This window comes from Micromonospora sp. D93, assembly GCF_018070365.1.
Lineage (GTDB): Bacteria > Actinomycetota > Actinomycetes > Mycobacteriales > Micromonosporaceae > Micromonospora > Micromonospora ureilytica.
Window position 1 is genome coordinate 1 of the sequence record NZ_JAGPXW010000014.1, and the last position, 22,101, is coordinate 22,101.

Annotated in this window: 17 protein-coding genes; 7 read left to right on the forward strand and 10 right to left on the reverse strand. The window is 71.4% G+C overall.

The features are described from left to right. Positions 1-713 precede the first annotated feature (713 nt). Genes KBX71_RS17425 through KBX71_RS17440 form a run of 4 tightly spaced genes read left to right on the forward strand, consistent with a single transcriptional unit; the run spans position 714 to position 3,866 of the window. Positions 714-1,133, forward strand: a complete 420-nt coding sequence (locus KBX71_RS17425; RefSeq protein ID WP_247683647.1) for a MerR family DNA-binding transcriptional regulator — start codon at positions 714-716, stop codon at positions 1,131-1,133. Positions 1,134-1,177: 44 nt separating this feature from the next. Then, complete coding sequence (gene modA, locus KBX71_RS17430) at positions 1,178-1,969, forward strand: molybdate ABC transporter substrate-binding protein (protein ID WP_210819062.1); 792 nt, start codon at positions 1,178-1,180, stop codon at positions 1,967-1,969. Next, positions 1,966-2,802, forward strand: coding sequence for an ABC transporter permease (locus KBX71_RS17435; protein WP_374102612.1), 837 nt, complete (start codon positions 1,966-1,968; stop codon positions 2,800-2,802). The genes modA and KBX71_RS17435 overlap by 4 nt, the downstream gene beginning before the upstream one ends. Further along, complete coding sequence (locus KBX71_RS17440; protein ID WP_210819063.1) at positions 2,799-3,866, forward strand: ABC transporter ATP-binding protein; 1,068 nt, start codon at positions 2,799-2,801, stop codon at positions 3,864-3,866. The genes KBX71_RS17435 and KBX71_RS17440 overlap by 4 nt, the downstream gene beginning before the upstream one ends. Before the next feature lie 29 nt (positions 3,867-3,895). On the opposite strand, the gene KBX71_RS17445 is transcribed toward KBX71_RS17440, so the two are convergent. The 3 genes from KBX71_RS17445 to KBX71_RS17455 all read right to left on the reverse strand — a co-directional run bounded on the left by KBX71_RS17445 (position 3,896) and on the right by KBX71_RS17455 (position 6,226). Then, positions 3,896-4,309, reverse strand: coding sequence for a type II toxin-antitoxin system Phd/YefM family antitoxin (locus KBX71_RS17445; protein WP_210819064.1), 414 nt, complete (start codon positions 4,307-4,309; stop codon positions 3,896-3,898). 42 nt (positions 4,310-4,351) lie between these two features. Beyond that, positions 4,352-4,912 carry a GNAT family N-acetyltransferase gene (locus KBX71_RS17450; RefSeq protein ID WP_210819065.1) on the reverse strand — a complete coding sequence of 187 codons (561 nt, stop codon included), beginning with the start codon at positions 4,910-4,912 and terminating at the stop codon, positions 4,352-4,354. Positions 4,913-4,999: 87 nt separating this feature from the next. Further along, complete coding sequence (locus KBX71_RS17455; RefSeq protein WP_210819066.1) at positions 5,000-6,226, reverse strand: hypothetical protein; 1,227 nt, start codon at positions 6,224-6,226, stop codon at positions 5,000-5,002. Between the two features lie 176 nt (positions 6,227-6,402). Between KBX71_RS17455 and KBX71_RS17460 the strand changes: the two genes are divergently transcribed. Continuing rightward, positions 6,403-7,956, forward strand: a complete 1,554-nt coding sequence (locus KBX71_RS17460; RefSeq protein WP_210819067.1) for an NAD(P)/FAD-dependent oxidoreductase — start codon at positions 6,403-6,405, stop codon at positions 7,954-7,956. A 33-nt stretch (positions 7,957-7,989) separates the two neighbouring features. Here KBX71_RS17460 and KBX71_RS17465 read toward each other — a convergent pair whose 3' ends face one another. Continuing rightward, complete coding sequence (locus tag KBX71_RS17465) at positions 7,990-8,808, reverse strand: hypothetical protein (protein ID WP_210819068.1); 819 nt, start codon at positions 8,806-8,808, stop codon at positions 7,990-7,992. A gap of 161 nt (positions 8,809-8,969) precedes the next feature. Between KBX71_RS17465 and KBX71_RS17470 the strand changes: the two genes are divergently transcribed. Beyond that, the gene (locus KBX71_RS17470) at positions 8,970-9,506 is read left to right on the forward strand and encodes a hypothetical protein (RefSeq protein WP_210819069.1); all 537 of its coding nucleotides are present in this window, start codon (positions 8,970-8,972) and stop codon (positions 9,504-9,506) included. A 106-nt stretch (positions 9,507-9,612) separates the two neighbouring features. Here the strand turns inward: KBX71_RS17470 and KBX71_RS17475 are convergent, their stop codons facing one another. Then, positions 9,613-10,458, reverse strand: coding sequence for an SAM-dependent methyltransferase (locus tag KBX71_RS17475; RefSeq protein ID WP_307847125.1), 846 nt, complete (start codon positions 10,456-10,458; stop codon positions 9,613-9,615). Positions 10,459-10,689: 231 nt separating this feature from the next. Here KBX71_RS17475 and KBX71_RS17480 point away from each other — a divergent pair, with 231 nt between their 5' ends. Continuing rightward, on the forward strand, positions 10,690-14,154 hold the full coding sequence (locus KBX71_RS17480; RefSeq protein ID WP_210819070.1) for a ThuA domain-containing protein: 3,465 nt from the start codon (positions 10,690-10,692) through the stop codon (positions 14,152-14,154). A gap of 405 nt (positions 14,155-14,559) precedes the next feature. Here KBX71_RS17480 and KBX71_RS17485 read toward each other — a convergent pair whose 3' ends face one another. From KBX71_RS17485 to KBX71_RS17505, 5 genes are all read right to left on the reverse strand, one after another. After that, the gene (locus tag KBX71_RS17485; protein WP_307847126.1) at positions 14,560-17,610 is read right to left on the reverse strand and encodes a S8 family serine peptidase; all 3,051 of its coding nucleotides are present in this window, start codon (positions 17,608-17,610) and stop codon (positions 14,560-14,562) included. A 217-nt stretch (positions 17,611-17,827) separates the two neighbouring features. Next, positions 17,828-18,991, reverse strand: a complete 1,164-nt coding sequence (locus tag KBX71_RS17490; RefSeq protein ID WP_210819072.1) for a hypothetical protein — start codon at positions 18,989-18,991, stop codon at positions 17,828-17,830. Next, positions 18,984-19,787 carry a sugar phosphate isomerase/epimerase gene (locus KBX71_RS17495; protein ID WP_210819073.1) on the reverse strand — a complete coding sequence of 268 codons (804 nt, stop codon included), beginning with the start codon at positions 19,785-19,787 and terminating at the stop codon, positions 18,984-18,986. Before KBX71_RS17495 ends, KBX71_RS17490 begins: the two co-directional genes overlap by 8 nt. Then, positions 19,784-20,935, reverse strand: coding sequence for a dihydrodipicolinate synthase family protein (locus tag KBX71_RS17500; protein ID WP_210819074.1), 1,152 nt, complete (start codon positions 20,933-20,935; stop codon positions 19,784-19,786). The genes KBX71_RS17495 and KBX71_RS17500 overlap by 4 nt, the downstream gene beginning before the upstream one ends. Further along, positions 20,932-22,083, reverse strand: a complete 1,152-nt coding sequence (locus KBX71_RS17505; protein WP_210819075.1) for a Gfo/Idh/MocA family protein — start codon at positions 22,081-22,083, stop codon at positions 20,932-20,934. The genes KBX71_RS17500 and KBX71_RS17505 overlap by 4 nt, the downstream gene beginning before the upstream one ends. Positions 22,084-22,101 lie beyond the last annotated feature (18 nt).

The following is a 22,101-nucleotide window of genomic DNA, read 5'->3' on the forward strand; positions in this document are numbered from 1 at the left end:
CAACCCCCCCCCCCCGCCGCACACCCCGCGCCCGCGCCCCACGATCTACGCAACTTCCCGGATGTTGCTGTCTCCGACGCCCGCGAGACAGCAACATCCCCGATATCGCCCGGATCTTGACGGCGATCACCACGTCCGGCCGACCGGGAGCGAGTTCAGGGTGCCCCCGCGCCCCGCGCCCCGCGCCCCGCGCCCCGCGCCCCGCGCCCCGCGCCCCGCGCCCCGCGCCAAGATCGTGCTGGAACCAGGAAGTTCAACGCCATTGCGTTTGGCGGGAACGGCTGTTCGCCAACCGGCACCACCTCGCCGATCATGGAGTTGTGGTGGGCAACAAAACGCTCGTAACTTGCCAAAACAGGCACCACAACTCCATGATCGCCGAGACGTGGGCCTCCGCTCGGCGATCATGCACTTTCTGTCGCGGCATAACGAGCATTCCACTCATACTGGCGACCGAAACTGCAAGATCGGCGCGGGCGGGGCGTTTCGGGAGTGACGGACCTGGGTTCACCGCGCCCTTGCGCCCACAGCAACCGATCGCTAAGGCAACGGTGTTCACATCCTGGTTCTTGCGGGCGCCCCGAGGGAGCCGGATGCGTCCTGAGGCGGCACAGGAAGACGCAACTGCTGGCCTTGACATCCACTTGTCCACGCGGTTGCTGCCCACATCAGGCTTCCGCCCTGGCAAATGCAGGCGTTAAGGTGAGCGGGTGATGACGTACCGGATCGGGGAGGCCGCCGACCTGCTCGGCGTCAGCGCCGACACCATTCGCCGCTGGGTGGACGCCGGGCGCCTGACGGCCGGGCGTGACGAGCACGGTCACCGGGTCGTCGACGGCGTCGACCTGGCGGCGTTCGCTCGCGCTCAGGCCGCCGACCCGGACGCTGGTGCCGAGTTCTCCTCGGCCCGCAACCGGCTGCGCGGCATCGTCGTCGACGTCCGCAAGGACACGGTGATGGCCCAGGTCGACATCCAGGCGGGCCCGTTTCGGGTCGTGTCGCTGATGAGCCGGGAGGCCGTCGACGAGCTCGATTTGCGGGTCGGTTCGGTGGCCGTTGCGGTGATCAAGTCGACCACGGTCGTGGTGGAGCGGGCCGCACCCGCCCCGGCGCGGGGACGGTCGGCCGGATGAACGCGGGGACGGTCGGGCGGATGAGGGCGGGGACGGTCGGGCGGATGAGGGCGCGGAGCAGGCGCACGGCGGTGGCCGTACTCGTGGCGGCTGCCCTGGTGGTGGCCGGCTGCGGCGGGAGCGCCGACCGGGCAACCGGCGGCAGCGGGGACGGCCGGGTGAGCGGCACGGTGACCGTGTTCGCGGCCGCCTCGCTGACCGAGTCGTTCACCCGCGTCGGGAAGGACTTCGAGGCCGTCAACCCGGGCAGCAGGGTGATCCTCAACGTCGCCGGCAGTTCCGCTCTGGCCAACCAGATCATCCAGGGCGCCCCGGCGGACGTGTTCGCCTCGGCCGCTCCGGCGAACATGACGACGGTCGCCGAGGCCGGCAACGCCGACGGCACACCGAGCGTCTTCGCCCGCAACCAGTTGGTGATCGCGGTGCCCCGGGACAATCCGAAGGCGGTGGCCGGCCTGGCCGACCTGACCAGCCCGGGTGTGAAGGTGGCGCTCTGCGCCAGTCAGGTGCCCTGCGGTGCGGCGGCCCGCATCGCCCTGGACGCGGCGGGCGTCGCGCTGACGCCGGTCACCCTGGAACGGGACGTCAAGGGCGCGCTCGCCAAGGTGAGGCTTGGTGAGGTAGACGCGGCGCTGGTCTACCGCACGGACACGCGGGCGGCGAGTGCCGACGTGACCGGCGTGGAGTTTCCCGAGTCGGCGCGGGCGGTCAACGACTACCCGATCGTCGCGTTGAAGGACGCGCCGAATCCGAACGCCGCACGGGCCTTCGTCGCGTACGTCCGCTCGGCGCCGGCGCAGGCGGTTCTCACCGAGGCGGGGTTCCAGGCTCCGTGAGGCAGGTCCACGACGACAACCCACCCCGTGGGCGACTGGCAACGCCGCGACGGCGGGGGCGGGTGCCGGCGGCGCTGCTGATCCCCGCCGGGCTGGGGTTGCTGTTCCTGGTCCTGCCGTTGGCCGGGCTGCTGATCCGGGCACCGTGGACGACCCTGCCGGAGCGGCTCACCGAGCCGGGCGCGTTGACGGCTCTGCGGCTGTCGGTGCAGACCGCCACCCTGGCCACCGCGCTCTGCCTGCTGCTCGGGGTGCCGCTCGCCTGGATGTTGGCCCGGGTCGAGTTTCCCGGCCGTCGGCTGGTACGCGCGCTGGTCACTGTGCCGCTGGTGCTGCCGCCGGTGGTCGGTGGGGTGGCGTTGTTGCTGGTCTTCGGCCGGCGTGGGCTGGTCGGCGGCTGGCTCGACGCCACGTTCGGCATCACTCTGCCGTTCACGACCACGGGTGTCGTGCTGGCCGAGTCGTTCGTCGCCATGCCGTTCCTTGTGATCGCCGTGGAGGGTGCGCTGCGCGCGGCCGACCACCGTTACGAGGAGGCCGCGGCGACGTTGGGCGCCAGCCGGTGGACCACCTTCACCCACGTCACGCTGCCGCTGGTGGCGCCCGGCCTGGCCGCAGGGGCGGTGCTGTGCTGGGCGCGGGCGCTCGGCGAGTTCGGTGCCACCATCACCTTCGCCGGCAACTATCCCGGTCGTACGCAGACCATGCCGCTCGCCGTCTACCTGGCGTTGGAGACCGATGTGGAGTCCGCGATCGTGCTCAGCCTGGTGTTGCTCGTCGTGTCGGTGGGGATCCTGGTCGCCTTGCGGGACCGCTGGATGACCACCGCATGAGCGATCCACTCCTCGACGCCCGGCTCGTCGTCGACCGGGGCGCCTTCCGGCTCGACGTGCCGCTGCGGGTGTCGCCGGGCGAGGTGGTGGCGCTGCTCGGCCCGAACGGCGCCGGCAAGACCACTGCGCTGCGGGCGCTGGCCGGGCTGCATCCCCTCACAGAGGGGCACGTCACTGTCGACGGTGTCGACCTGGACCGCCCGGCGACCGGGGGCTGGGTGCCCACCGAACACCGGTCGATCGGCGTGGTCTTCCAGGACTACCTGCTCTTTCCGCACCTCAGCGCCTTGGACAACGTCGCCTTCGGGCCGCGCCGGCACGGGGTCGAGCGGCGGGCCGCCCGCGCCACGGCCCGGGAGTGGCTGGGCCGGGTGGGGCTTGACGCGCAGGCGCAGCGCCGGCCTCGGCAGCTCTCCGGCGGTCAGGCGCAGCGGGTGGCGCTGGCCCGCGCGCTGGCCGTGGCACCGTCGCTGCTGCTGTTGGACGAGCCGCTCGCCGCGCTGGACGCCCGCACCCGGTTGGACACCCGCGCGGAGCTGCACCGGCACCTGTCCGCCCATGCGGGCGCGACGGTGCTGGTCACCCACGACCCGCTGGACGCGCTGGCGTTGGCCGACCGACTGGTCATCGTCGAGGGTGGCCGGGTGGTGCAGGAGGGCGACGGGCCGAGCGTCACCGCCCGCCCACGCACCGACTACGTCGCCCGGCTGGTCGGGCTGAACCTGTACCGGGGCCGCGCCGACGGGCACGGGGTGCGGGTTTCGCCGGAGCTGACCCTCACGGTCGCCGACCGGTTGGAGGGTGAAGCGTTCGTGGCGTTCCGCCCGGCCGCGGTGGCTCTGCACCCGGCCCGGCCGGAGGGTAGCCCGCGCAACACCTGGGCGGGCACCGTTGCCGGTGTCCAGCGCCACGGTGACAACGTGCGGGTGCAACTGGACGGGCCGATCGGGGTGGCCGCTGACGTCACGCCGGCCGCCGCCGCCCAGCTGCGGCTGATCCTCGGCCAGAGGGTCTGGGTGGCGGTCAAGGCGACCGAGACCCACGCCTACCCGGCCACCGGCTGACGGGCCGGAACCAGCAGCGCGAACCGGGGTCAGCCGGCGAGCAGGTCGGCGTGTGCGGCGCGCAGTCGGGCCAACGTCGGGTCGCTGCCCGGGACGACTCGGCGATCCAGCTCGGCCCACACCTCGGCCAGCGCCGCGCGGACCGCGCCCAGCTCGGCGGCGTGCCGCTGACTGCTGCGCCGGTGCTGCTCGTCGAGGCGGCGGGCCCAGCCGGCGGTGACAGTGGCGAGCCGGTCGGCGTCGGCGCGGGCCTGTGCGCCGCTGCGGGCGGCTGCGGCGGGGACGATCGCGGCGACCGGGCGGGGATCGCCGTCGCGGGTGACGACGGTGACCGCGTCGGTCAGCTCGGCCAGCGCGACGAGCTGGCTGAACCGGGTGCGCGCCTCACGCAGCGGCACGGAACGCGGCGGGTCGGAATGAGAGGTGAGCGCGGGGACGGCCATGGATGCATGGTGCCGCGCGGGTATGACAACTATTCGCTGTCGTCAGTGGACGGTAAGTGGCGGGGCGGGCCACTCGTCGGCCAGCACCGACCAGATTTCACTGTCGATCCGACCGTGCGGACCCGGGCTGACCTGGTGCAACGTGCCGTCGAGGCGCAGGCCGAGCCGGTCGGCGAGGGCCTTGCTGCGGGTGTTGTCGGCGCTGGTACGCCACTCCACCCGCTGGATGCCGCGCTCGCGCACCGCCCAGTCGACGATCCGGCGCACCGCCGGGGCGACCAGGCCCCTGCCCTGCGCCGCCGGCTCCACCCAGCAACCGACCTCGCAGACGCCCCGGGTCACGTCGAATGACACGAACATGACCCCACCGACGAGTGTGCCGCGCCACCACAGCCCCCAGATGCCGCCGCTGTCGCTGGCCCAGAGGTCGGCGTACCGCTGCAGCACCGCACGGGCCGACGGCAGGTCGGTGGCGACGAAGGACGGCGACACCCAGGGCTGGATGTGCTCGCGGGCCCGGTCGAGGTGGGCGAGGAACTCCTCGGCTCGCCACGGGTTCAGCGGGCGCAGCTCGACGTCCTCGGTCAGCGGCAGGGCGAACACCGGGCCTCCAGGAAGGGTGCGCTTGCAACGACGGGTGGCAGGTTCGCACAGGTGCGGCGCCTGGGTCACGTCGGGGGCGCAGCCCGATCAGATGATCGTGTGGGTCCAGTAGCTGAGCCAGAGCACGAACAGCACGCCCTGCACCAGGGCGAGCGTCGCGGTCAGCCACACGTCGACGCTGGCGTGGCGAGCCCAACGGGCCAGCACCAGCGCCACCGGGAACGCGGCGAGCAGATAACGCAACAGGCTCTTGTACACCGGCGGGCCCATCGACAGCGGCACCAACACCATGAGGACGCCGTACACCAGGTAGGCCAGCTCCCGGCGGCGGAACCCGGCGACCAGCACGGCGAGAACGGCCACGGCGAACCACACCCGAGCGGCGTCGCGCGGCTCCCCGGCCAAGCCGTTCAGCAGCACCGGCAGGGGGTTCTGCACCTCGATTCCCCATCCGGTCTGCTGGGCGTGCTGGTAGGCGAACCAGTCCCCACCCCGCCACCGGCAGTACGCCATGAAGGTGAACCAACCGGCGGGCAGCAGCAGCAACGGCCAGCCGATCCGGATGTAGCCGAGCAGGGCACGCGGCCCGAGCCGCCAGTCGTGCTGCCGGAGCAGCACCAGGGCCAGCGGCAGCACCACGAGCAGGCCGACGGAACGGCTCATCGCCAGGAAGTAGCCGACCACACCGACCAACAGCCACCGACGGCGCTCGGCGTAGTAGAAGGCGGCCAACGCGAGGCAGACGAAGAGCGACTCGGTCAGCGCGGCCTGGAACAGGAACGCGGTCGGCAGCAGCACCAGATACCGGGTGAACCGGCGGGCCGCGTGCGCGTCGCCGAGCAGCAGCTCCGCCAGGCGGTAGCCGTACCAGAGGGCCAGCAGGAACGCGACGTTGCTGATCAGCAACAGGGCGAGGGCGGTGTCGCCGCCGAGCAGCACGCCGACCGGCCGGGCCAGGAACGGGTACAGCAGGGGAAAGCCGAAGTCCACCCACGGCCCGGTCAGCGGCAGGGTGCTCAGCCGCAGGTAGAGCAGGGAGTCCCAGGCGAACCAGAAGGAGATCCACCGGTGCCCGGAGATCTCGCGCTGTTGTGCCCACATCAACGCCTCGTCCGGCGGCGGGGCCCCGGGGATGCCGTCCCAGGCGTGCAGGACCAGGAGCCCGAGCACTGTGAGCAGCAGCTTCGCGCCGAGGAACAGGCCGATGACGTACGGCCAGGGCGCCGGCACCCGACGGGCCAGGCGCGCTCCACCGCGGCCCGCCGCGACCGCCCGGGCCGCCAGCGCCGCCGCGCCGCCGCGCCACCGGTCCATCCGCCCCGCTCCCCCCGCTCCCCCGGGCCGCCGGCCGCGTGGGGAGTCGCTCTTCTCGTGGTACGCCGCAGCGCGCCCCGCCGAAGCGAGGACCAGCTATCACTAAGTGTGACATTCTGCGCATAACGGGTAGTCGCCGCGCCTCAACCATGGCGGTGAGCAGGGAGCGCACCAGCATGAGCGAGCAGAACGGCACGGTGGTCATCGGTGCCGGACCGGCCGGGCTCACCGCGGCGTACGAGCTGCTTCGGCACGGCCGGTCGGTCCAGGTGTTCGAGGCCGACGAGGTGGTCGGCGGGATCAGCCGCACCGTGGAGCGCGACGGATGGCGGTTCGACATCGGCGGGCACCGGTTCTTCACCAAGGTGCCACGGGTGGAGGCGTTCTGGCACGAGATCCTGCCGGACGAGGACTTCCTGACCCGGCCCCGGATGAGCCGCATCTTCTACCGGGGCGCCCTGTTCAACTACCCGCTCAGCGCCGTGAACGCGCTGCGGAACCTGGGCCTGCCGGAGGCCGCCCGTTGCCTCGGCTCGTACGCCCGCGCCCGGTTGCGGCCACCACGGGACCAGTCACACTTCGAGGGCTGGGTGTCGGCCCGGTTCGGCTGGCGGCTGTACTCGATCTTCTTCAAGACGTACACCGAGAAGGTCTGGGGTATGCCGGCGGACCGGTTGCAGGCCGACTGGGCGGCGCAGCGGATCAAGAACCTGTCGCTGGCCACGGCGATCCGCAACGCGCTGCTGCCCCGGCGTCGGCGCACCGACGTGACAAGCCTGATCGAGCAGTTCCAGTACCCGAAGTACGGGCCGGGGATGATGTGGGAGCGCTGTGCCGAGCAGGTCCGCGAGCGGGGCGGGCAGCTGTCCACCGGCAGCTGGGTCACCGCCGTGCACCGCGACCCGGCCAGGCGGCGGGCGATCAGCGTGACGGTCAACGGCGCGGGCGGGCAGCGTACCGAAGCCGCCGACCACGTGATCTCGTCCATGCCGATCTCGGAGCTGGTGACCGCGCTGCACCCGCCGGCGCCGCCGGAGGTGCTGGCCTGCGCGGCCGACCTGCGCTACCGCGACTTCCTGACTGTCGCCCTGGTCGTGCCGGCGGAGTTCTCGTTCCCGGACAACTGGATCTACGTGCACGACCCGGGGGTACGGGTGGGCCGGATCCAGAACTTCGGCTCCTGGTCGCCGTACCTCGTCAAGGACGGTCGCACCTGCCTGGGCCTGGAGTACTTCGTGTTCGAGGACGACGAGATGTGGCGTACCCCGGATGCCGACCTGGTGGCCCTCGCCACCGCGGAGCTGGAGCGGTTGGGGTTGGTTCGACAGGGCGTGGTGGAGGCCGGCTACGTCGTGCGCATGCCCAAGGCCTACCCGGTGTACGACGAGCGCTACCAGCACAACGTGGACGTGATCCGGGCCTGGCTGGCCGAGGCGGTGCCGAACGTACACCCGGTCGGACGCAACGGCATGCACCGCTACAACAACCAGGACCACTCGATGCTGACCGCGATGCTCACCGCCGAGAACATCGCCACCGGGAGTACGCACGACGTCTGGTCGGTCAACGTGGAGCGGGACTACCACGAGGAATCCTCCGGTGGCGACAGCCGGCGGGGCACCGGCCGGGACGCGCCGGTGGCGCCCAGCCGGATCATCGCGGCGCCGATCAGCCTGCCGGAGGGGTCGGACGACCGAGCTTCTGTCGCAGCTCCCCCGTCTCACGCATAAAGCAGAGCACGATCTCGCCACGCGGGCAGGTGCTCACGGCGGCAGGTGCGTGCAGTGGGCCACCGTGGCGTCGTCCGGGCTGTGCGCATCCGCACCACCGGAGGTCTGCGCCTCGGCCTGCCGGACGAGGGCGATGACGCCGGCCGGCCCGCTGGCGCGAAGCAGGTCCAGCACGCCCGACCAGTCGGTCCGACCGTACGGGTTGACGATGCGGCTGGCACCGTTGCTGAGCAACGCGACACCGTTCAGGTCGGCGAGGGACCGGCCGCCGGTCACCGCCTCCCGCGCCGCACGCGGGTCGTCCTTGGCGACCCAGTAGCCGCCCGGCTGGTTACGGCGGGCACGCAGCGCGGTGACGCAGGAGGCCCGCACCCGGTCGTACTCCGGTGTTCCGCGAACGACGCCGGCCAGCGGCGCCGCGCACTCGCGCCGGGCAGTCATCTCGCGCTCATCGGTGGCCACCAGCGGGCCGCCATCGACCCGGTCGAGGACGAGGTAGGAATCCGCGAGCAGGAGCCATTCCAGGCGGTCCTGGTCGGCGCGGACCATCGCGACCGTGGCCTGCGGGCTGCTCGGATCCGCGATGTCGCAGGTGTCGCCGTGCTCGGCGGCGATCTCACCGATGGCGGTGGCGAGGATCGCGGCGAGGTCTCGCCCGTCGCCGCGCGACAGGTGGCCGAGCAGCGCGCCGCCGAGGCGGTGCGTGTACCAGGCGACGCCGTGGAAGCAGAGATGCTCGGCTCCGGGAATGCCGGCACCGTCGAGCAGGACGACGGCGCCGGGAACCGCGCCGACGAAGTCCTCGTTCGGCCGATCGGCCCTGCCGGCGCTCGTCGCAAGGCTGACATCCACTCGTTGCCTCCGGTCCGGACTCGCGCGGCCGTTCTGCGGGCAGGGCCAGCATTGCCCGGCGCCCGGCGCCGCGGCCAGGTTCATGAAGAGCGATATGACACAGAGGCATATCTATCGCTCAGCGGGTCACGTCGCCCCGGTGAGCCGTCGATAATCGTTCTATGACGACGGTTGTGCACCCCGAGTCCGGTCTTCGGAAGGCCACCTTGACGGATCAGGACCTGGTGGAGACGCCGTGGGACTACTGCCGGATCCACGCGCTCGCCGTCACCGGTGACGAGGGTCCGCCTGAGAATCCGACCCTGGACTACCGCGAGGACGACGATCTCGACCCCACCGCACCGTCGGCCTTGCAGCTGCATCTCGACCTCGACTACGTCGTTCGCCGGGTCGATCCCGGACCGATGCGGGACATTCATTTCTGGGTCGCGCCGGCCACGCTCATCTTCCACAACGTTTGGGACATCGTCGGCGACCTGCAATCGGTGTGCCTGCCGTTCGAGTTGAAGGACCTGCGTCAGGAGGCTCCCGCACGCTCGGGGGAGCGCCGCTGGCACCTGGAGGGACGCGACATGGACCTGAGGTTCCAGGCGTCGGGCTACACCTTGTACCTACGCCAACCCCCGCGCTACGGCCGTCGGGTGGTCCGGATGGCCGAACGGGGTGGCATCAGCTTCGCCCCGCAGGCGTTTGCCTGACCAGTCTGCCGACGGTGTACGCACCACCCGTCTCCAGCGGACGCGCAGGTGGCCTGGACACCGGGGGCATGCCCCGCGTTCGGACAAACCCGGCCCGCACGCCCGGTCAGGGCTTGCGGGCCACCGCGCCGTAGATGGAGGCATCGGCCAGGGGCGGACGCTGCTCCGGCGGCACCTGCGGGCGCCACTCGCTGACCGGGGCGATGCCCGGTTCGGCCAGTTCCAGGCCGGTGAAGAAGCGGGCGAACTCGGCGCGGTCGCGGGGTACGGCGTCCTGCTTCATCCGACCGGCGGCGAACTCGGCCTCCATCCGTGTGACGATCTCGGCGGGGATGTGGTCGGTGGTGAAGTGGGTCAGCGCCAGCCAGCTGCCCGACGGCAGCGCGTCGAGCAGGCGTGCGATCTGCTCGTGTGGGCGGTCGTCGTCGGTGAGGAAGTGCGTCACGGCGATCAGCACCAGCGCCACCGGCTGGGAGAGGTCCAGTGTGGCGTGCAGCTGCGGGTCGGCGAGGATCGTTTCCGGGTCGCGTAGGTCGGCGTCCAGGTAGGTGGTTACGCCGGCCGGGTTGCTGGTCAGCAGCGCTCGGGCGTGCACCAGCACCATCGGGTCGTTGTCGACGTAGACCACCCGGGAGTCGGGGGCGACGGACTGGGCCACCTCGTGGGTGTTGTCGGCGCTCGGGATGCCGGTGCCGATGTCGAGGAACTGCCGGACGCCGACCTCCTCGGCGAGGAACCGGACCGCCCGGCCGAGGAAGGCCCGGTTTTCCCGGGCGAGCGTGCGCACCCCCGGGTAGACGGCCGCGATCTGGTCACCGGACTGCCGGTCGACGGCGAAGTTGTCCTTGCCGCCCAGCCAGTAGTTGTAGCGGCGAGCCGGATGCACGGTCGTGGTGTCGATCCGCTCGGCACAGCGGCCCTCGGGCAATTCCGACGTGGACGGCACCGTCACGAGACCTCCCCAGGTCGATGGACACGCCGCATCCGGAGAGTCACGGGACGTGTCCAGGGGCCATCCTAAGGCGTACCCGTGGGCTCGTGGGGCCCGCCGACGCACGGACGCCGACAGAGCGGGAAACCGCTTACCAGAGGGCTATTGACGGTCGTCACTGGCTGTCAGTACCGTGATGTGGGCAGCGAGAAAGCGCTTTCCGACCCTCACCGTCCGACAGGGAGCGCCCCCATGCCCCGACACCTCCGTGCGTTCTGCCTGATCCTGCTCGCCATCGCCACAGTGGTGAGCACCACCACCGCCCTGCCCGCCGAGGCCGCCCCGCGCTTCCGGGTGCTGGTCTTCTCCAAGATCACCAACTTCTACCACGACTCGATCCCGGCCGGCATCGCCGCGATCCAGCAGCTCGGCGCCGCCCACAACTTCGAGGTCGTCGCCACCACCGACGCGGCGGCCTTCACCGACGCCAACCTCGCCACCTTCGACGCCCTGGTCTTCAACAACACCAACTCCCTGCCCACCTCGGGTGACCTGCTCAACGCCAGCCAGCGGGCCGCGTTGCAGACGTTCATCCGCAACGGCGGCGGTTGGGCCGGCCTGCACGCCGCCTCGGCCAGCGAACGCGACTGGCCTTGGTACGAGGGCCTGGTCGGCACGATCTTCGACTACCACCCCGACTTCTCGTCCACCGGCGGCACCTTCCCCGGCCGGGTCAAGGTGCTCGACCGGGCGCACCCGTCGACGCGCAACCTGCCGGAGCTCTGGGAGCAGAGCGAGGAGTGGTACAACTGGCGGACCAACCCGACCGGCAACGTGCACACCCTCGCGCAGATCAAGGTGCGCGACGGGATCAACGGCCTGGACGAGGGCGTCGACCACGCGTACTCCTGGTGTCAGCGCTACGACGGCGGCCGGTCCTGGTTCACCGCCGGTGGGCACGCCAGTTCCCAGTTCGGCACCCCGACGTTCCTGGAGCACCTGCGCTACGGCATCGAGTGGGCGGCCGGCGCGGTCGCCGGTGACTGCTCGGCCACCAAGACCAGCAACTTCGAACGGGTGGGGCTGGTCACCGAGAACCTGGCCGACCCGTTCGAGCTGGCCGTCGGCCCGGACCGGAAGGTCTACTACATCCAGCGCACGGGCGCGCTCAAGGTGGTCAACTCCGACACCCTCCAGGTCACCACGCTGCTGGACCTCGCCTACACCTCGGCGATGACCGACCAGTCCGACGGGCTGCTCGGGATGACCCTGGACCGCAACTTCGCCAGCAACGGCTGGGTCTACCTGCTCTGGTCCGACAAGACCCTGAAACAGCTCAACCTGTCCCGGTTCACTGTCGCCAACAACAGCGTCGCGCTCTCCTCGGAGAAACGCCTGCTGACCGTCCCCACCTACCGGGGCGAGGGCCGGGCCAACTCGCACATGGGCGGATCGCTGGCCATGGACGGGGCCGGGCGGCTCTACGCGGCGATCGGCGACAACACCGACCCGTTCGCCTCCAGCGGCTACACCCCTGTCGACGAGCGCGCCGGCCGCGCCGCCTGGGACGCCCAGGGCACCGCCGGCAACACCAACGACCTACGCGGAAAGATCCTGCGGATCACCCCACAATCCGACGGTACGTACACCGTGCCGAGCGGCAACCTCTTCCCGGCCGGCACCGCGAGGACCCGGCCGGAGATCTACGCGATGGGTATGCGCAACCCGTTCCGGATCACCATCGAGCCGCAGACCAACGCGGTGCTGGTGGCCGACTACGGCCCGGACGCCCGCGCGGCGGACGCCAACCGTGGTCCGGAGGGGACTGTCGAGTTCAACCGGATCACCAGCGCCGGCAACTTCGGTTGGCCGTACTGCGTGGGCAACAACATCCCGTTCAACGACTACAACTTCGCCACCAACACCTCGGGGGCGAAGTTCAACTGCGCGGCGCCGGTGAACAACTCGCCCAACAACACCGGCCTGAGCACCCTGCCGGCGGCGAAGTCGGCGCTGGTCTGGTACGCGTACTCCGCCTCCACCCAGTTTCCCGAGCTGGGCACCGGCGGTGGCGGGCCGATGAGCGGCCCGGTCTACGACTACGACCCGGCCAACACCCGCACGACGAAGTTCCCCGAGTACTTCGAGGGCAAGTGGATCACCTACGAGCTGACCCGCAGATGGTTCAAGACGCTCTCGATCCACAAGACGGCGCAGACCTTCAGCAACACACGCTTCGGCCCCACCGCCGTGGGTGACCTCCAGTCGATAAACGGGATCTTCGACAACATGAGCTGGATCCAGCCCTTCGAGGCCGAGTTCGGCCCGGACGGTTCGCTCTACGTCATCGACTTCGGCGAGGGCACCGGCAGCGGTCGCGGCGGCAGCAACGCCGGCGCGGGCATCTACCGCATCGACTACGTCGCCAACGGGCGGCCACCGACCGCGAAGATCGCCGCCACCCCGGACAGCGGTCGTACACCACTCGCGGTGACGTTCTCCTCGGCCGGGTCGTCCGCCGGTGACGGGTCGGCGCTCAGCTACGCCTGGGACTTCACCAACGACGGCAGCACCGACTCCACCGCCGCCAACCCGGGCCACACCTACTCGACGGCCGGGAAGCACACCGCCCGGCTGACCATCCGCAACAGCGGCAACGGGTTGACCGCCACCGCGGTGACCGACGTGGTGGTCGGCAACACCCGACCGACGGTGACCATCACCGTGCCCGACGGCGGGTTCTTCGACTTCGGGGACAAGATCCCGTACACGGTGACGGTCACCGACCCGGAGGAGACCACCATCGACTGCGCGAAGGTGACAGTGCAGACGCAGCTCGGTCACGACCAGCACGCCCACCCGCTGGACGTCTACACCGGCTGCTCGGGGCTTCTCGCCACCGAGGCGGACGCCGGTGACGGCCACGGGCCGGGGCAGAACCTCTACACCCTGATCACCGCGCAGTACACCGACGGCGGCGCGGCCGGCGGCGTACCCGCGCTGACCGGCTCGACCCGGGTCCAGTTGCAGCCGAAGAGCAAGGAGGCCGAGCACTTCAGCGCGCAGTCCGGCGTCACTGTCAACGACCGGGCCACCGCCCGCGCCGGCAAGCGGCTCGGCGAGGTCGACCACAACGACTGGGTGGCGTTCGGGCCGGCGGACCTGCGCAACATCGGCTCGGTGACGCTCGGGGTGACCAACGGCGGGCTCGGCGGCACCATCGAACTGCGGACCGGCTCGCCCACCGGCACGCTGATCGGCACGGCAGGCATCGGGTCGACCGGCGGGTGGGACAACCTGGTCTCCCCCACCGTCACGCTGACCAACAAACCCACAGGCACGACGACCCTGTACGCGAAGTTCGTCAACGCCGCCCAGGTCGGTGGCACCCCGGACCTGCTCGCCCTGGACTGGCTACGGTTCAACGGCGCCGGGGTCAAGCAGGAGCCGGGCGGGACGTTGTCCCTGGCCGCCAGCCCGACCGGCGGCACCGCGCCCCTGACCACCACGCTCACCGCCACGGCGACGGCGCCGTCCGGGCAGAGCATCACCGACTACGCGTGGGACTTCGGCGACAACAGCGCCATCACGCACGGGGCCACCCTCCGGTCGACGGCACACAGCTATCCCCGCAAGGGGACCTTCACCGCCCGGGTGACGGTCACCTACACCAGCGGGGAGACCCGCTCGCTCAACCTGACCATAACGGTCACCTGACCGCCGGCCGGTGGCGGGCGGAGATCCACACGCCCGCCACCGGCCCACACCACGCGGTTGGTCACCAAACGGCGTTATGCCCAGACGATCCACTTCACCGGCTCGGTGAGCCGAGTCGTCGGTGCGTCAGACGGTCCCCGACCGTGCCGGTGACGCTGATCGGGAGCCGGCAACGTAGATCTTGGACACTTTCCGTTCTCGCGTAACGGAAACTGTCCAAGATCTACGTTGCGGCGCGGGTAAATCCCGGCAGCCCGAGCCCGCGCGCGCCCGCACCTGACCTGACCGGGGCCACCCTCCGGATGGACGTTGGCAGGTACGACCGCTAGCCGCCGCGGTGCCGTCGGTGACGGAGCGACGGTGGGGCGGTGCACACCGGCACCGCCCCACCGTTCATGACACGGGTTACTGCCAGGAACCCTGTTGGGTGTAGACGAGGTTGCCGGGGACCACAGTGCCGTTGGTGCGGTACTCGGTGTACGCCCAGAAGTCGCCCTCGGCCAGCGGCTTCTTTGGCTTCAGCGTGAAGTTGAAGCCCTGATTGCGCTCTGCCGTGGAGGGCAGCGTCAGCGTGGCACCCGCGTACTTGGCGTTACGGCCGACGATGGCGTAGCCCAGGTCGACATCGACCACCGGGCCACCGGGCACCTGCGCGAAGACGTAGGCGGTGTAGCGCCCCGGCTCGGGCAGGAACTTGTACGCCTGCTCCGCGCTGGTCCAGTACCTGTCACTGCTGTAGATCAGGGTGTCGCCCTTGTACAGGTAGAGGTCAAGGTTCGTGTTCGGGTCCTCGGTGTTGGCTTCGACGATGATGCCGGCAGTGTTCGCTGGCACGGTGAAGTCAACCTTCTTCACGCCGGATGCCTTCGGGTCGAACACCCCGCCGTAGACGCCGGCCGGAATCGAGTACGACTCCCGCTGCATCGGCGTGTACCCGGTGCTGCGACCGGCGAGCGGCCCGGTGAAGCCCGGCTGGACCTGGCCGAACGCACCGTTGGTCATCCGGGCGAATTCCTCGCCGTCGTCGGCGTACGGCCGGGCGGCGATCCCCCACGGACGGGCAGCGACCGGAATCCGGGCGGTGTGGGTCCTGCCGTGCCAGGTGATCGACCCGGTCACGTACCGGTCCCAGGGGGCGCTGCCGCGACGCACGGTGATGGTGACCGTCGCGGACTTGCCGGGCGCCAACGTCACCGACGCGGGTGACACGGTGACCTTCATGCCGGGCAGGCCGGACACCGACGAACGGTACGTTTCCCGCGCCGTGCCCACATTGGTCAGGGTGCGGGTGAGGGTCACCGGCCGGGTGCCGTCGTACTCTCGCAGTGAGATGGCCGGCAGGTTGAGTTCCTTGCCGTCGGGCTCGGCCGTCTCGCTGAACTTGACCAGTTCCGCCGCGGTCGGCTCGATGACCAGTCCCGGGTCGGTGGCCCCGGCCAGGTTGATGAAGCCGCTGCCCTGGTCCAGGGGACTGCTGGTGCCAACGGTGTCGGTGGCGGTGGTGCGCAGCGCCGAGGCGATCCTGCCCGGCGACCAGTCCGGGTGCGTGGCATGCAGGATCGCTGCCGCGCCGGCCACGTACGGCGACGCCATCGAGGTGCCTGAGTACGCGTCGTACTGCCGCCCGAAGTTGCCCGCTGGTGAGACCGCGGCGATGATGTCCGACCCCGGCGCGACCAGGTCGGGCTTGAAGACGCCGAGGGTCACCTTGTCCGGGCCGGTGGAGGAGAAGTCGGCCACGCTGGGTACGCCGGGGACGCTGGAACCGTCACCGCCGGTGCGCACGGACGCCTTCGCGTCGGTGGGGTGGCGCATCAGGTAGTTGAACAACGTGCCGGCCTGCTTCTCGGTCGGCAGGTAGACCACCGGGAAGTTGTAGATGGAGTTGACCCGGTAGTTGCCGACCGGGTCGAACAGCACCATCGCAGCCCCGCCCTTCTCCTTCACCTCGGCGGCGGACGCGAAGGTGTCGGACAGGGCGCAGGCAACCACCTTGCCCTTGATCTTGGCAGCGTCGAGGCTGCCCGGCTCGCAGTACACCGCGCCCAGGTCCGGCGATCCGGCCTGGTCGCCGAAGACCATCGGCAGTGCGTCGCCACCGGGCAACGCGTCCAGTGAGCCGCCGACCAGCTTCGTGCCGTCACCGAGCTTGATGGTCGCCTCGTCGAGGTTCGTCACCGCCGCGCCGACAGTGGTCACCCAGGGTGCCGCGTTGCTGATGGCCCCGCTCACGATGCCGGTGTTGCCCGCCGACGCCGCCACGAACACCCCGGACAGGGTGGCGTTGAGGAAGGCGATGCCGATGGGGGTGTTGGCCTCCCAGTCGCCGAGCTGCGAGCCGATCGAGAAATTGATCACCTGCACGCCGTCGGCGACTGCCGCGTCGATGCCGGCGATGATGTCGGCGTCGTAGCCCATGCCACCCCAGAGCACCTTGTAGACGGCGATCTGGGCGTCCGGGGCCACGCCGGAGACGGGGCCGAAGCGGCGACCGTCGATCGTGACGTTCGAGATCGGCAGACCGGCCGCGGTGGACGCGGTGTGGGTACCGTGTCCGGACGCGTCGCGGGGGGACAGGAACTCACCGTCGGGCACCGAGCCACCGTCGGCGAGCCACGAGTCGGCGAAGTAGCGGGCGCCGACGATCTTGCCGTTGCAGTGCTCGGCCACGAAGGCGACGCCGGTCTGGCAGGTGCCGCGCCAGGTCGCGGGTGCGGGCATCTTCTTGGCGAACGACGCGCTCTCCGGCCAGATGCCGGTGTCCAGGACGCCGATCACCATGCCCGCGCCCGTGCCGGGGCCGGGCTTGGCCGGCCGGCCGGCGAGACCCGTCGCCGCTGGCTTGTCCCCCTCGCCGGAAGCGGCGGCGGGCGGGGTCGCGGCGGGCGGGGTCGCGGTGGGCGGAGGCGTCGGGGTGCCAAGGGCCCGCGAGGCGGTGACGGCGCGGACCCGCTTGTCGGCCCGCAACGTGGTCGCCTGCTGGGCGGTCAGCTTCGCGGAGAACCCGTTGAAGGCGTTGGTGTAGACCGCGTTGACAGTGACACCGGCTGCGGCGGTGACAGCGGTTCGCTGCGCGTCGAGGTGCCGGCGGTACGCCTGCGACGGCGCCGACGTCACGTCCAGCCGGTTGCCCACCGCCGGGCGGGTCCGGGCCAACCCGGACACACCACCGGCGTACGTGGTCAACGGGTCCTCGGCCAGCTCGACGACGTACATGCCGGAGCCGGTTGCCTTCGGCGTGGCCGCACGGTTGCCGCCGGGTCGGCGGTCGGCCCCGTCGGTCAGGGTGACCTTCTGGTCGGACCCGGCGGTGAAGTAGCCGGCGCCGCTGCCGGGTGAACCTGCGGGTGCGGCCGACGCCGTTCCCGCGACACCGGTGGTACCGGTGATCAGGGCGACGACAAGCGTAGGTATCGCCAGTCTTCGCAGCCTGTTGCCGCTCGTGCCTGTAGCCACGAGGCTCCTTTCGGTTGCTCCCTTGTGGAGCTTTGCAATCGATCGCGACCCGCTCATGGGAGCGCTCCCCCACCTAAGCCGCCGACGGTTAATCGTTGGTTTGCACGGTGTTACGGATCGCCGGTGCGTATAAGATCACGTTCCGCCGGCCACGCCTAGATCAAGTTTTCCCGATGCCATGAGAGCAGGGTGAACGCGCCCCGACCGAACCGCTGACCTAGGTCGCGTCTTCGCGATGCCGCCAGAGCAGAGTGCACACCCCGGCCAGGGCCAGCCCGAGCAGCGGGGCGACGCCGACCCCGGCGAGGGTGCAGGCCACCGCGAGCAGCGCCGGCGGCACCCAGCACCAGGCGGGCACGGTCCGCGGGACACGACCGCGCCGACGGGCAGCGGCCTCCACGGCCATCGGCACCACAAGCACCGGCAACGCGGCGGCCAACAGGGTCAGCCAGGGCAGCACCAGGCGGTCGAACCGTGCCACCGCCAGCACCCCGCCGAGCACCGCGACGAGCAGCATCGCCGCCCGCGCCGGCATCCGGGGCGCCAGGCCACGCAACGCCAGGGAGCCGGAGTACGTGGTGGTCAGCGCCGCCGCGAAGACCGCCACCGCGACGAACAGATTCGCGTACGCGGCCAACCCCGACCCGGCGGCCAGCAACGCGACCACGTCGGCCGAGCCGGTACGCAGCCACAGGCCGGCACCGGCGAGCACCCCGAGCAGCGCCGGCCCGATCAGCAGTCCCACACACCAGGCCAGGTCCCGCCGCCGGGCGAGGCCCACGCTGAAGTCCGGTGCGCGCAGCGCGAACACGGCCGCGTACCCGATCAGCGCGCCAGCGTCGGCGAGCCCACCGGCGGCCAGGCGGACCGGCGCACCGGGTGGTGGCAGCACCGTCAGGCACCAGCCGACCAGCACCACCGCGCTGAGCGTGGTGACCACCGCGACCCGGTTGCCGAGCCGGGCCGGCCCCCACGAGACGGCGAGGACCGCCACCTCCAGCAACGCCGGCCCGGCCCAGCCCGGCAGGTGGGTCAGCGCGGCCAGGGAGGCCCCGCCGAGCCCGACGTTGAACCCGTTCCAACCGACCATCGAGACGGCCAGCACCGCCGCCAGCAGCAGACGCGAGGTGTCCCCCAGGTACGCGGGCAGCACAGCGGTCAACGTCCCGCCGTCGCCGAGGGGCCGGTGCAGCCCGATCCGGCCCTGCCCCCAGAGCAGCGCCGCCATCAGCGTCCCACCGACCAGCAGCCCGGCCACCGGCACCGCGCCGCCGTGCCGGGCGGCCATCGCCGCGCCGAGCACAAGCGTGGCGGGCGCGGTGCCGATGCCCAGCCAGGCGCCGACCGCCGCCGGCCACCGCCGTTCGGGGATGTCAGACAACGTGGCGCAGGTAGCCGGCGATCGCCGCGTCGAGCACCTCCGCGCCCGGACGCGCCCACACCTCGGCGGAGAAGACCTCCACCTCGATCGGTCCCACGTAACCGGCCGCGTCGACCGCCTCGCGCAGCCGACGCAGCTCGATGCACCCGTCGCCGGGCAGCGCCCGCCCGAGCAGCACCCCCTCCGGCAGCGGGGTCACCCAGTCGCAGACCTGGAACGCGGCGATCCGGGCGGCGGCCCGCGCGATCTGCGCGTACACCGTGTCGTCCCACCAGACGTGGTACGCGTCCACGACCACGCCGACCACCGCCGGGTCGAACCGCTCGGCGATGTCCAGCGCCTGGCCGAGGGTGGCGATCACGCACCGGTCGGCGGCGAACATCGGGTGCAGCGGCTCGATGTCCAGCCGCACCCCGGCGGCCTCGGCGTGCGGGGCCAGCTCTCCGATCGCGTCGGCGACCCGACGCCGGGCGCCGTCGACGTCCCGGCTGCCGGCCGCCAGACCACCGGACACCAGCACCAGCTCCGGGGCCCCGAGGGCGGCGGCCTCCTCGATGGCCCGCAGGTTCACCGCGCGCCAGTCGTCGGCGGAGAAGAACCCGCCCCGGCACAGCGACGTGACCGCGAGGCCCGCGTCACGGACCAGTTTCGCCGAACGGGCCAACCCGTACTCGGCGACCGGCTCCCGCCACAGGCCGATGCCCGGCACACCGGCCGCCACGCAACCGGCCACCACGTCGGGCAGCGGCCAACGCTGGGCGGTGGCCTGGTTGAACGAGAAACGCGCGAGGCTCATTGCTCCACCCCCGCCACCGTGAAAAAGGCTCGGGCGCGGGCGGCGGCCAGGTCGGCGTCGGGCAGCAGCCCGGCCGCGTCGGCCAGGGTGAGCAGGGTGGCCAGGTGCGCCGGGGACCGGCCGGACTGCGCGCCGCCGACCATCGTGAAGTGGTCCTGGTGGCCGGCCAACCAGGCCAGGAACACGATCCCCGTCTTGTAGTGCCAGGTCGGCGCCGCGAACAGGTGCCGGGCCAGCGGCACGGTCGGCGCGAAGATCTCGTCGTACGCCGTCAGGTCTCCCCGGTCGAGGGCGGCCAGCGCGGCGGCGGCGGCCGGCGCGATTGCCGCGAACACCCCGAGCAGCGCGTCGGAGTGGCCCACCTCGTCACCCCGGATCAGCTCCGGGTAGTGGAAGTCGTCACCTGTGTAGAGACGTACCCCGGCCGGCAGACGGCGGCGCAACGCGATCTCCCGGTCGGCGTCCAGCAGCGACACCTTGATGCCGTCCACCCTGGACTGGTGTGCCTTGATCAGCTCGATGACCGTGTCGGCGGCCAGGTCCAGGTCGACAGCACCCCAGTAACCGGTCAACGCCGGGTCGAACATCGGACCCAGCCAGTGCAGCACCACCGGTTCGTCGGCGGCGCTCAGCAGCTCGTCGTACACCCGCAGGTAGTCCTCCGGGCCGCGCGCGGCGGCGGCGAGGTGCCGGCTGCACATCAGGACCGGTCGGGCGCCGGCCGCGCGGACGTCGTCGAGCTGCTCGGCGTACGCGGCGGTGACCGCCGCCAGGGTTGCCGGGCCGACCGGCAGCTGGTCGGTGCCGACCCCGGCGACGATCCGCCCACCGACCGCGCGAGCCTCGGCGGCACTACGGCGGATCAGCTCCCGGGTGGCCGGATAGTCCAGCCCCATCCCCCGCTGGGCGGTGTCCATCGCCTCGGCGACCCCCAGCCCGTACGACCAGAGGTGCCGCCGAAAGGCGAGGGTGGTGTCCCAGTCCACCGCCGCCGGGGCACCCGGCACGTTCTCCGCGCCCGGGTCGGCGACCACGTGCGCGGCGGCGTACGCGATCCGGCTGGTCGGCGGCGCGTCCGGTGGGGCGAAACCGCCGCCCCCGCCGAGCCGGTGCCGCCGTCCACCGGGCAGCACCACCTCGGCGCTCATGAGCGCAACTCCGGCACCTCGACACGGGCGCCCTCGCGGGCCGCGCGCAGGCCCAGCTCGGCGAGCTGCACCCCGCGCGCGCCGGCCAGGAAGTCCCACCGGAACGGCTCGCCGGCCACGACGTGCCGCAGGTACGCCTCCCACTGCACCTTGAAGCCGTTGTCGAACTCCTCGTTGTCGGGCACCTCGGCCCACTGGGCGCGGAAGTCCTCGGTGGCCGGCAGGTCCGGGTTCCACACCGGCTTCGGGGTGACCGACCGGTGCTGCACCCGGCAGTTGCGCAGGCCGGCGATCGCGCTGCCCTCGGTGCCGTCGACCTGGAACTCCACCAGCTCGTCGCGGTACACCCGCACGGTCCACGACGAGTTGATCTGCGCGATCACCCCGCCGTCGAGTTCGAAGATGCCGTACGCGGCGTCGTCGGCGGTGGCCGCGTAGGTGTGACCGGCCTCGTCGATCCGTTCGGGCACGTGGGTGGCGATCACGCAGGAGACGGCCGTGACCCGACCGAACAGCTCCTCCAGCACGTAGTGCCAGTGCGGGAACATGTCGACCACGATGCCGCCGCCGTCCTCGGCCCGGTAGTTCCACGACGGCCGCTGTGCGGGCTGCCAGTCGCCCTCGAAGACCCAGTACCCAAACTCGCCGCGCACGGAGAGGATCTGGCCGAAGAAGCCGCCGTCGATGAGGCGCTTGAGCTTGCGCAGGCCGGGCAGGAAGAGCTTGTCCTGCACGACACCTGTGCGTAGGCCGGCCGCGTCCGCCGCCCGGGCCAGGTCGAGCGCGGCGGCGGTGTCCTCGGCCAGGGGCTTCTCCGTGTAGATGTGCTTGCCGGCCTCGATGGCCTGCCGGATCGCCTTCTCCCGCTGCTGGGTGACCTGCGCGTCGAAGTAGATCTCGACGTCGTCGCGGGCCAGCGCCGAGGTCAGGTCGGTGGTCCAGTCGGTCAGCCCGTGCCGCTCGGCAAGCTCCCGGAGCTTCGTCTCGTTGCGTCCGACAAGGACCGGTTCCGGCCAGATGGTGGTGCCGTCGGCCAACGCCACACCGCCGGCTTCGCGGATGGCCAGCAGTGACCGGACGAGGTGCTGCCGGTAGCCCATCCGTCCGGTCACGCCGTTGACGATGATGCCGATCGACCTGCGGGTCATGGTGTTCCTTCCGTCGTG

Bases quoted from the DNA above. Each gene is read 5' to 3' on its own strand.
- KBX71_RS17425 (WP_247683647.1), top strand. From the start codon at position 714: ATGACGTACCGGATCGGGGAGGCCGCCGACCTGCTCGGCGTCAGCGCC.
- modA (WP_210819062.1), top strand. From the start codon at position 1,178: ATGAGGGCGCGGAGCAGGCGCACGGCGGTGGCCGTACTCGTGGCGGCT.
- KBX71_RS17440 (WP_210819063.1), top strand. From the start codon at position 2,799: ATGAGCGATCCACTCCTCGACGCCCGGCTCGTCGTCGACCGGGGCGCC.
- KBX71_RS17445 (WP_210819064.1), bottom strand. From the start codon at position 4,309: ATGGCCGTCCCCGCGCTCACCTCTCATTCCGACCCGCCGCGTTCCGTG.
- KBX71_RS17455 (WP_210819066.1), bottom strand. From the start codon at position 6,226: ATGGACCGGTGGCGCGGCGGCGCGGCGGCGCTGGCGGCCCGGGCGGTC.
- KBX71_RS17460 (WP_210819067.1), top strand. From the start codon at position 6,403: ATGAGCGAGCAGAACGGCACGGTGGTCATCGGTGCCGGACCGGCCGGG.
- KBX71_RS17470 (WP_210819069.1), top strand. From the start codon at position 8,970: ATGACGACGGTTGTGCACCCCGAGTCCGGTCTTCGGAAGGCCACCTTG.
- KBX71_RS17480 (WP_210819070.1), top strand. From the start codon at position 10,690: ATGCCCCGACACCTCCGTGCGTTCTGCCTGATCCTGCTCGCCATCGCC.
- KBX71_RS17495 (WP_210819073.1), bottom strand. From the start codon at position 19,787: ATGAGCCTCGCGCGTTTCTCGTTCAACCAGGCCACCGCCCAGCGTTGG.
- KBX71_RS17500 (WP_210819074.1), bottom strand. From the start codon at position 20,935: ATGAGCGCCGAGGTGGTGCTGCCCGGTGGACGGCGGCACCGGCTCGGC.
- KBX71_RS17505 (WP_210819075.1), bottom strand. From the start codon at position 22,083: ATGACCCGCAGGTCGATCGGCATCATCGTCAACGGCGTGACCGGACGG.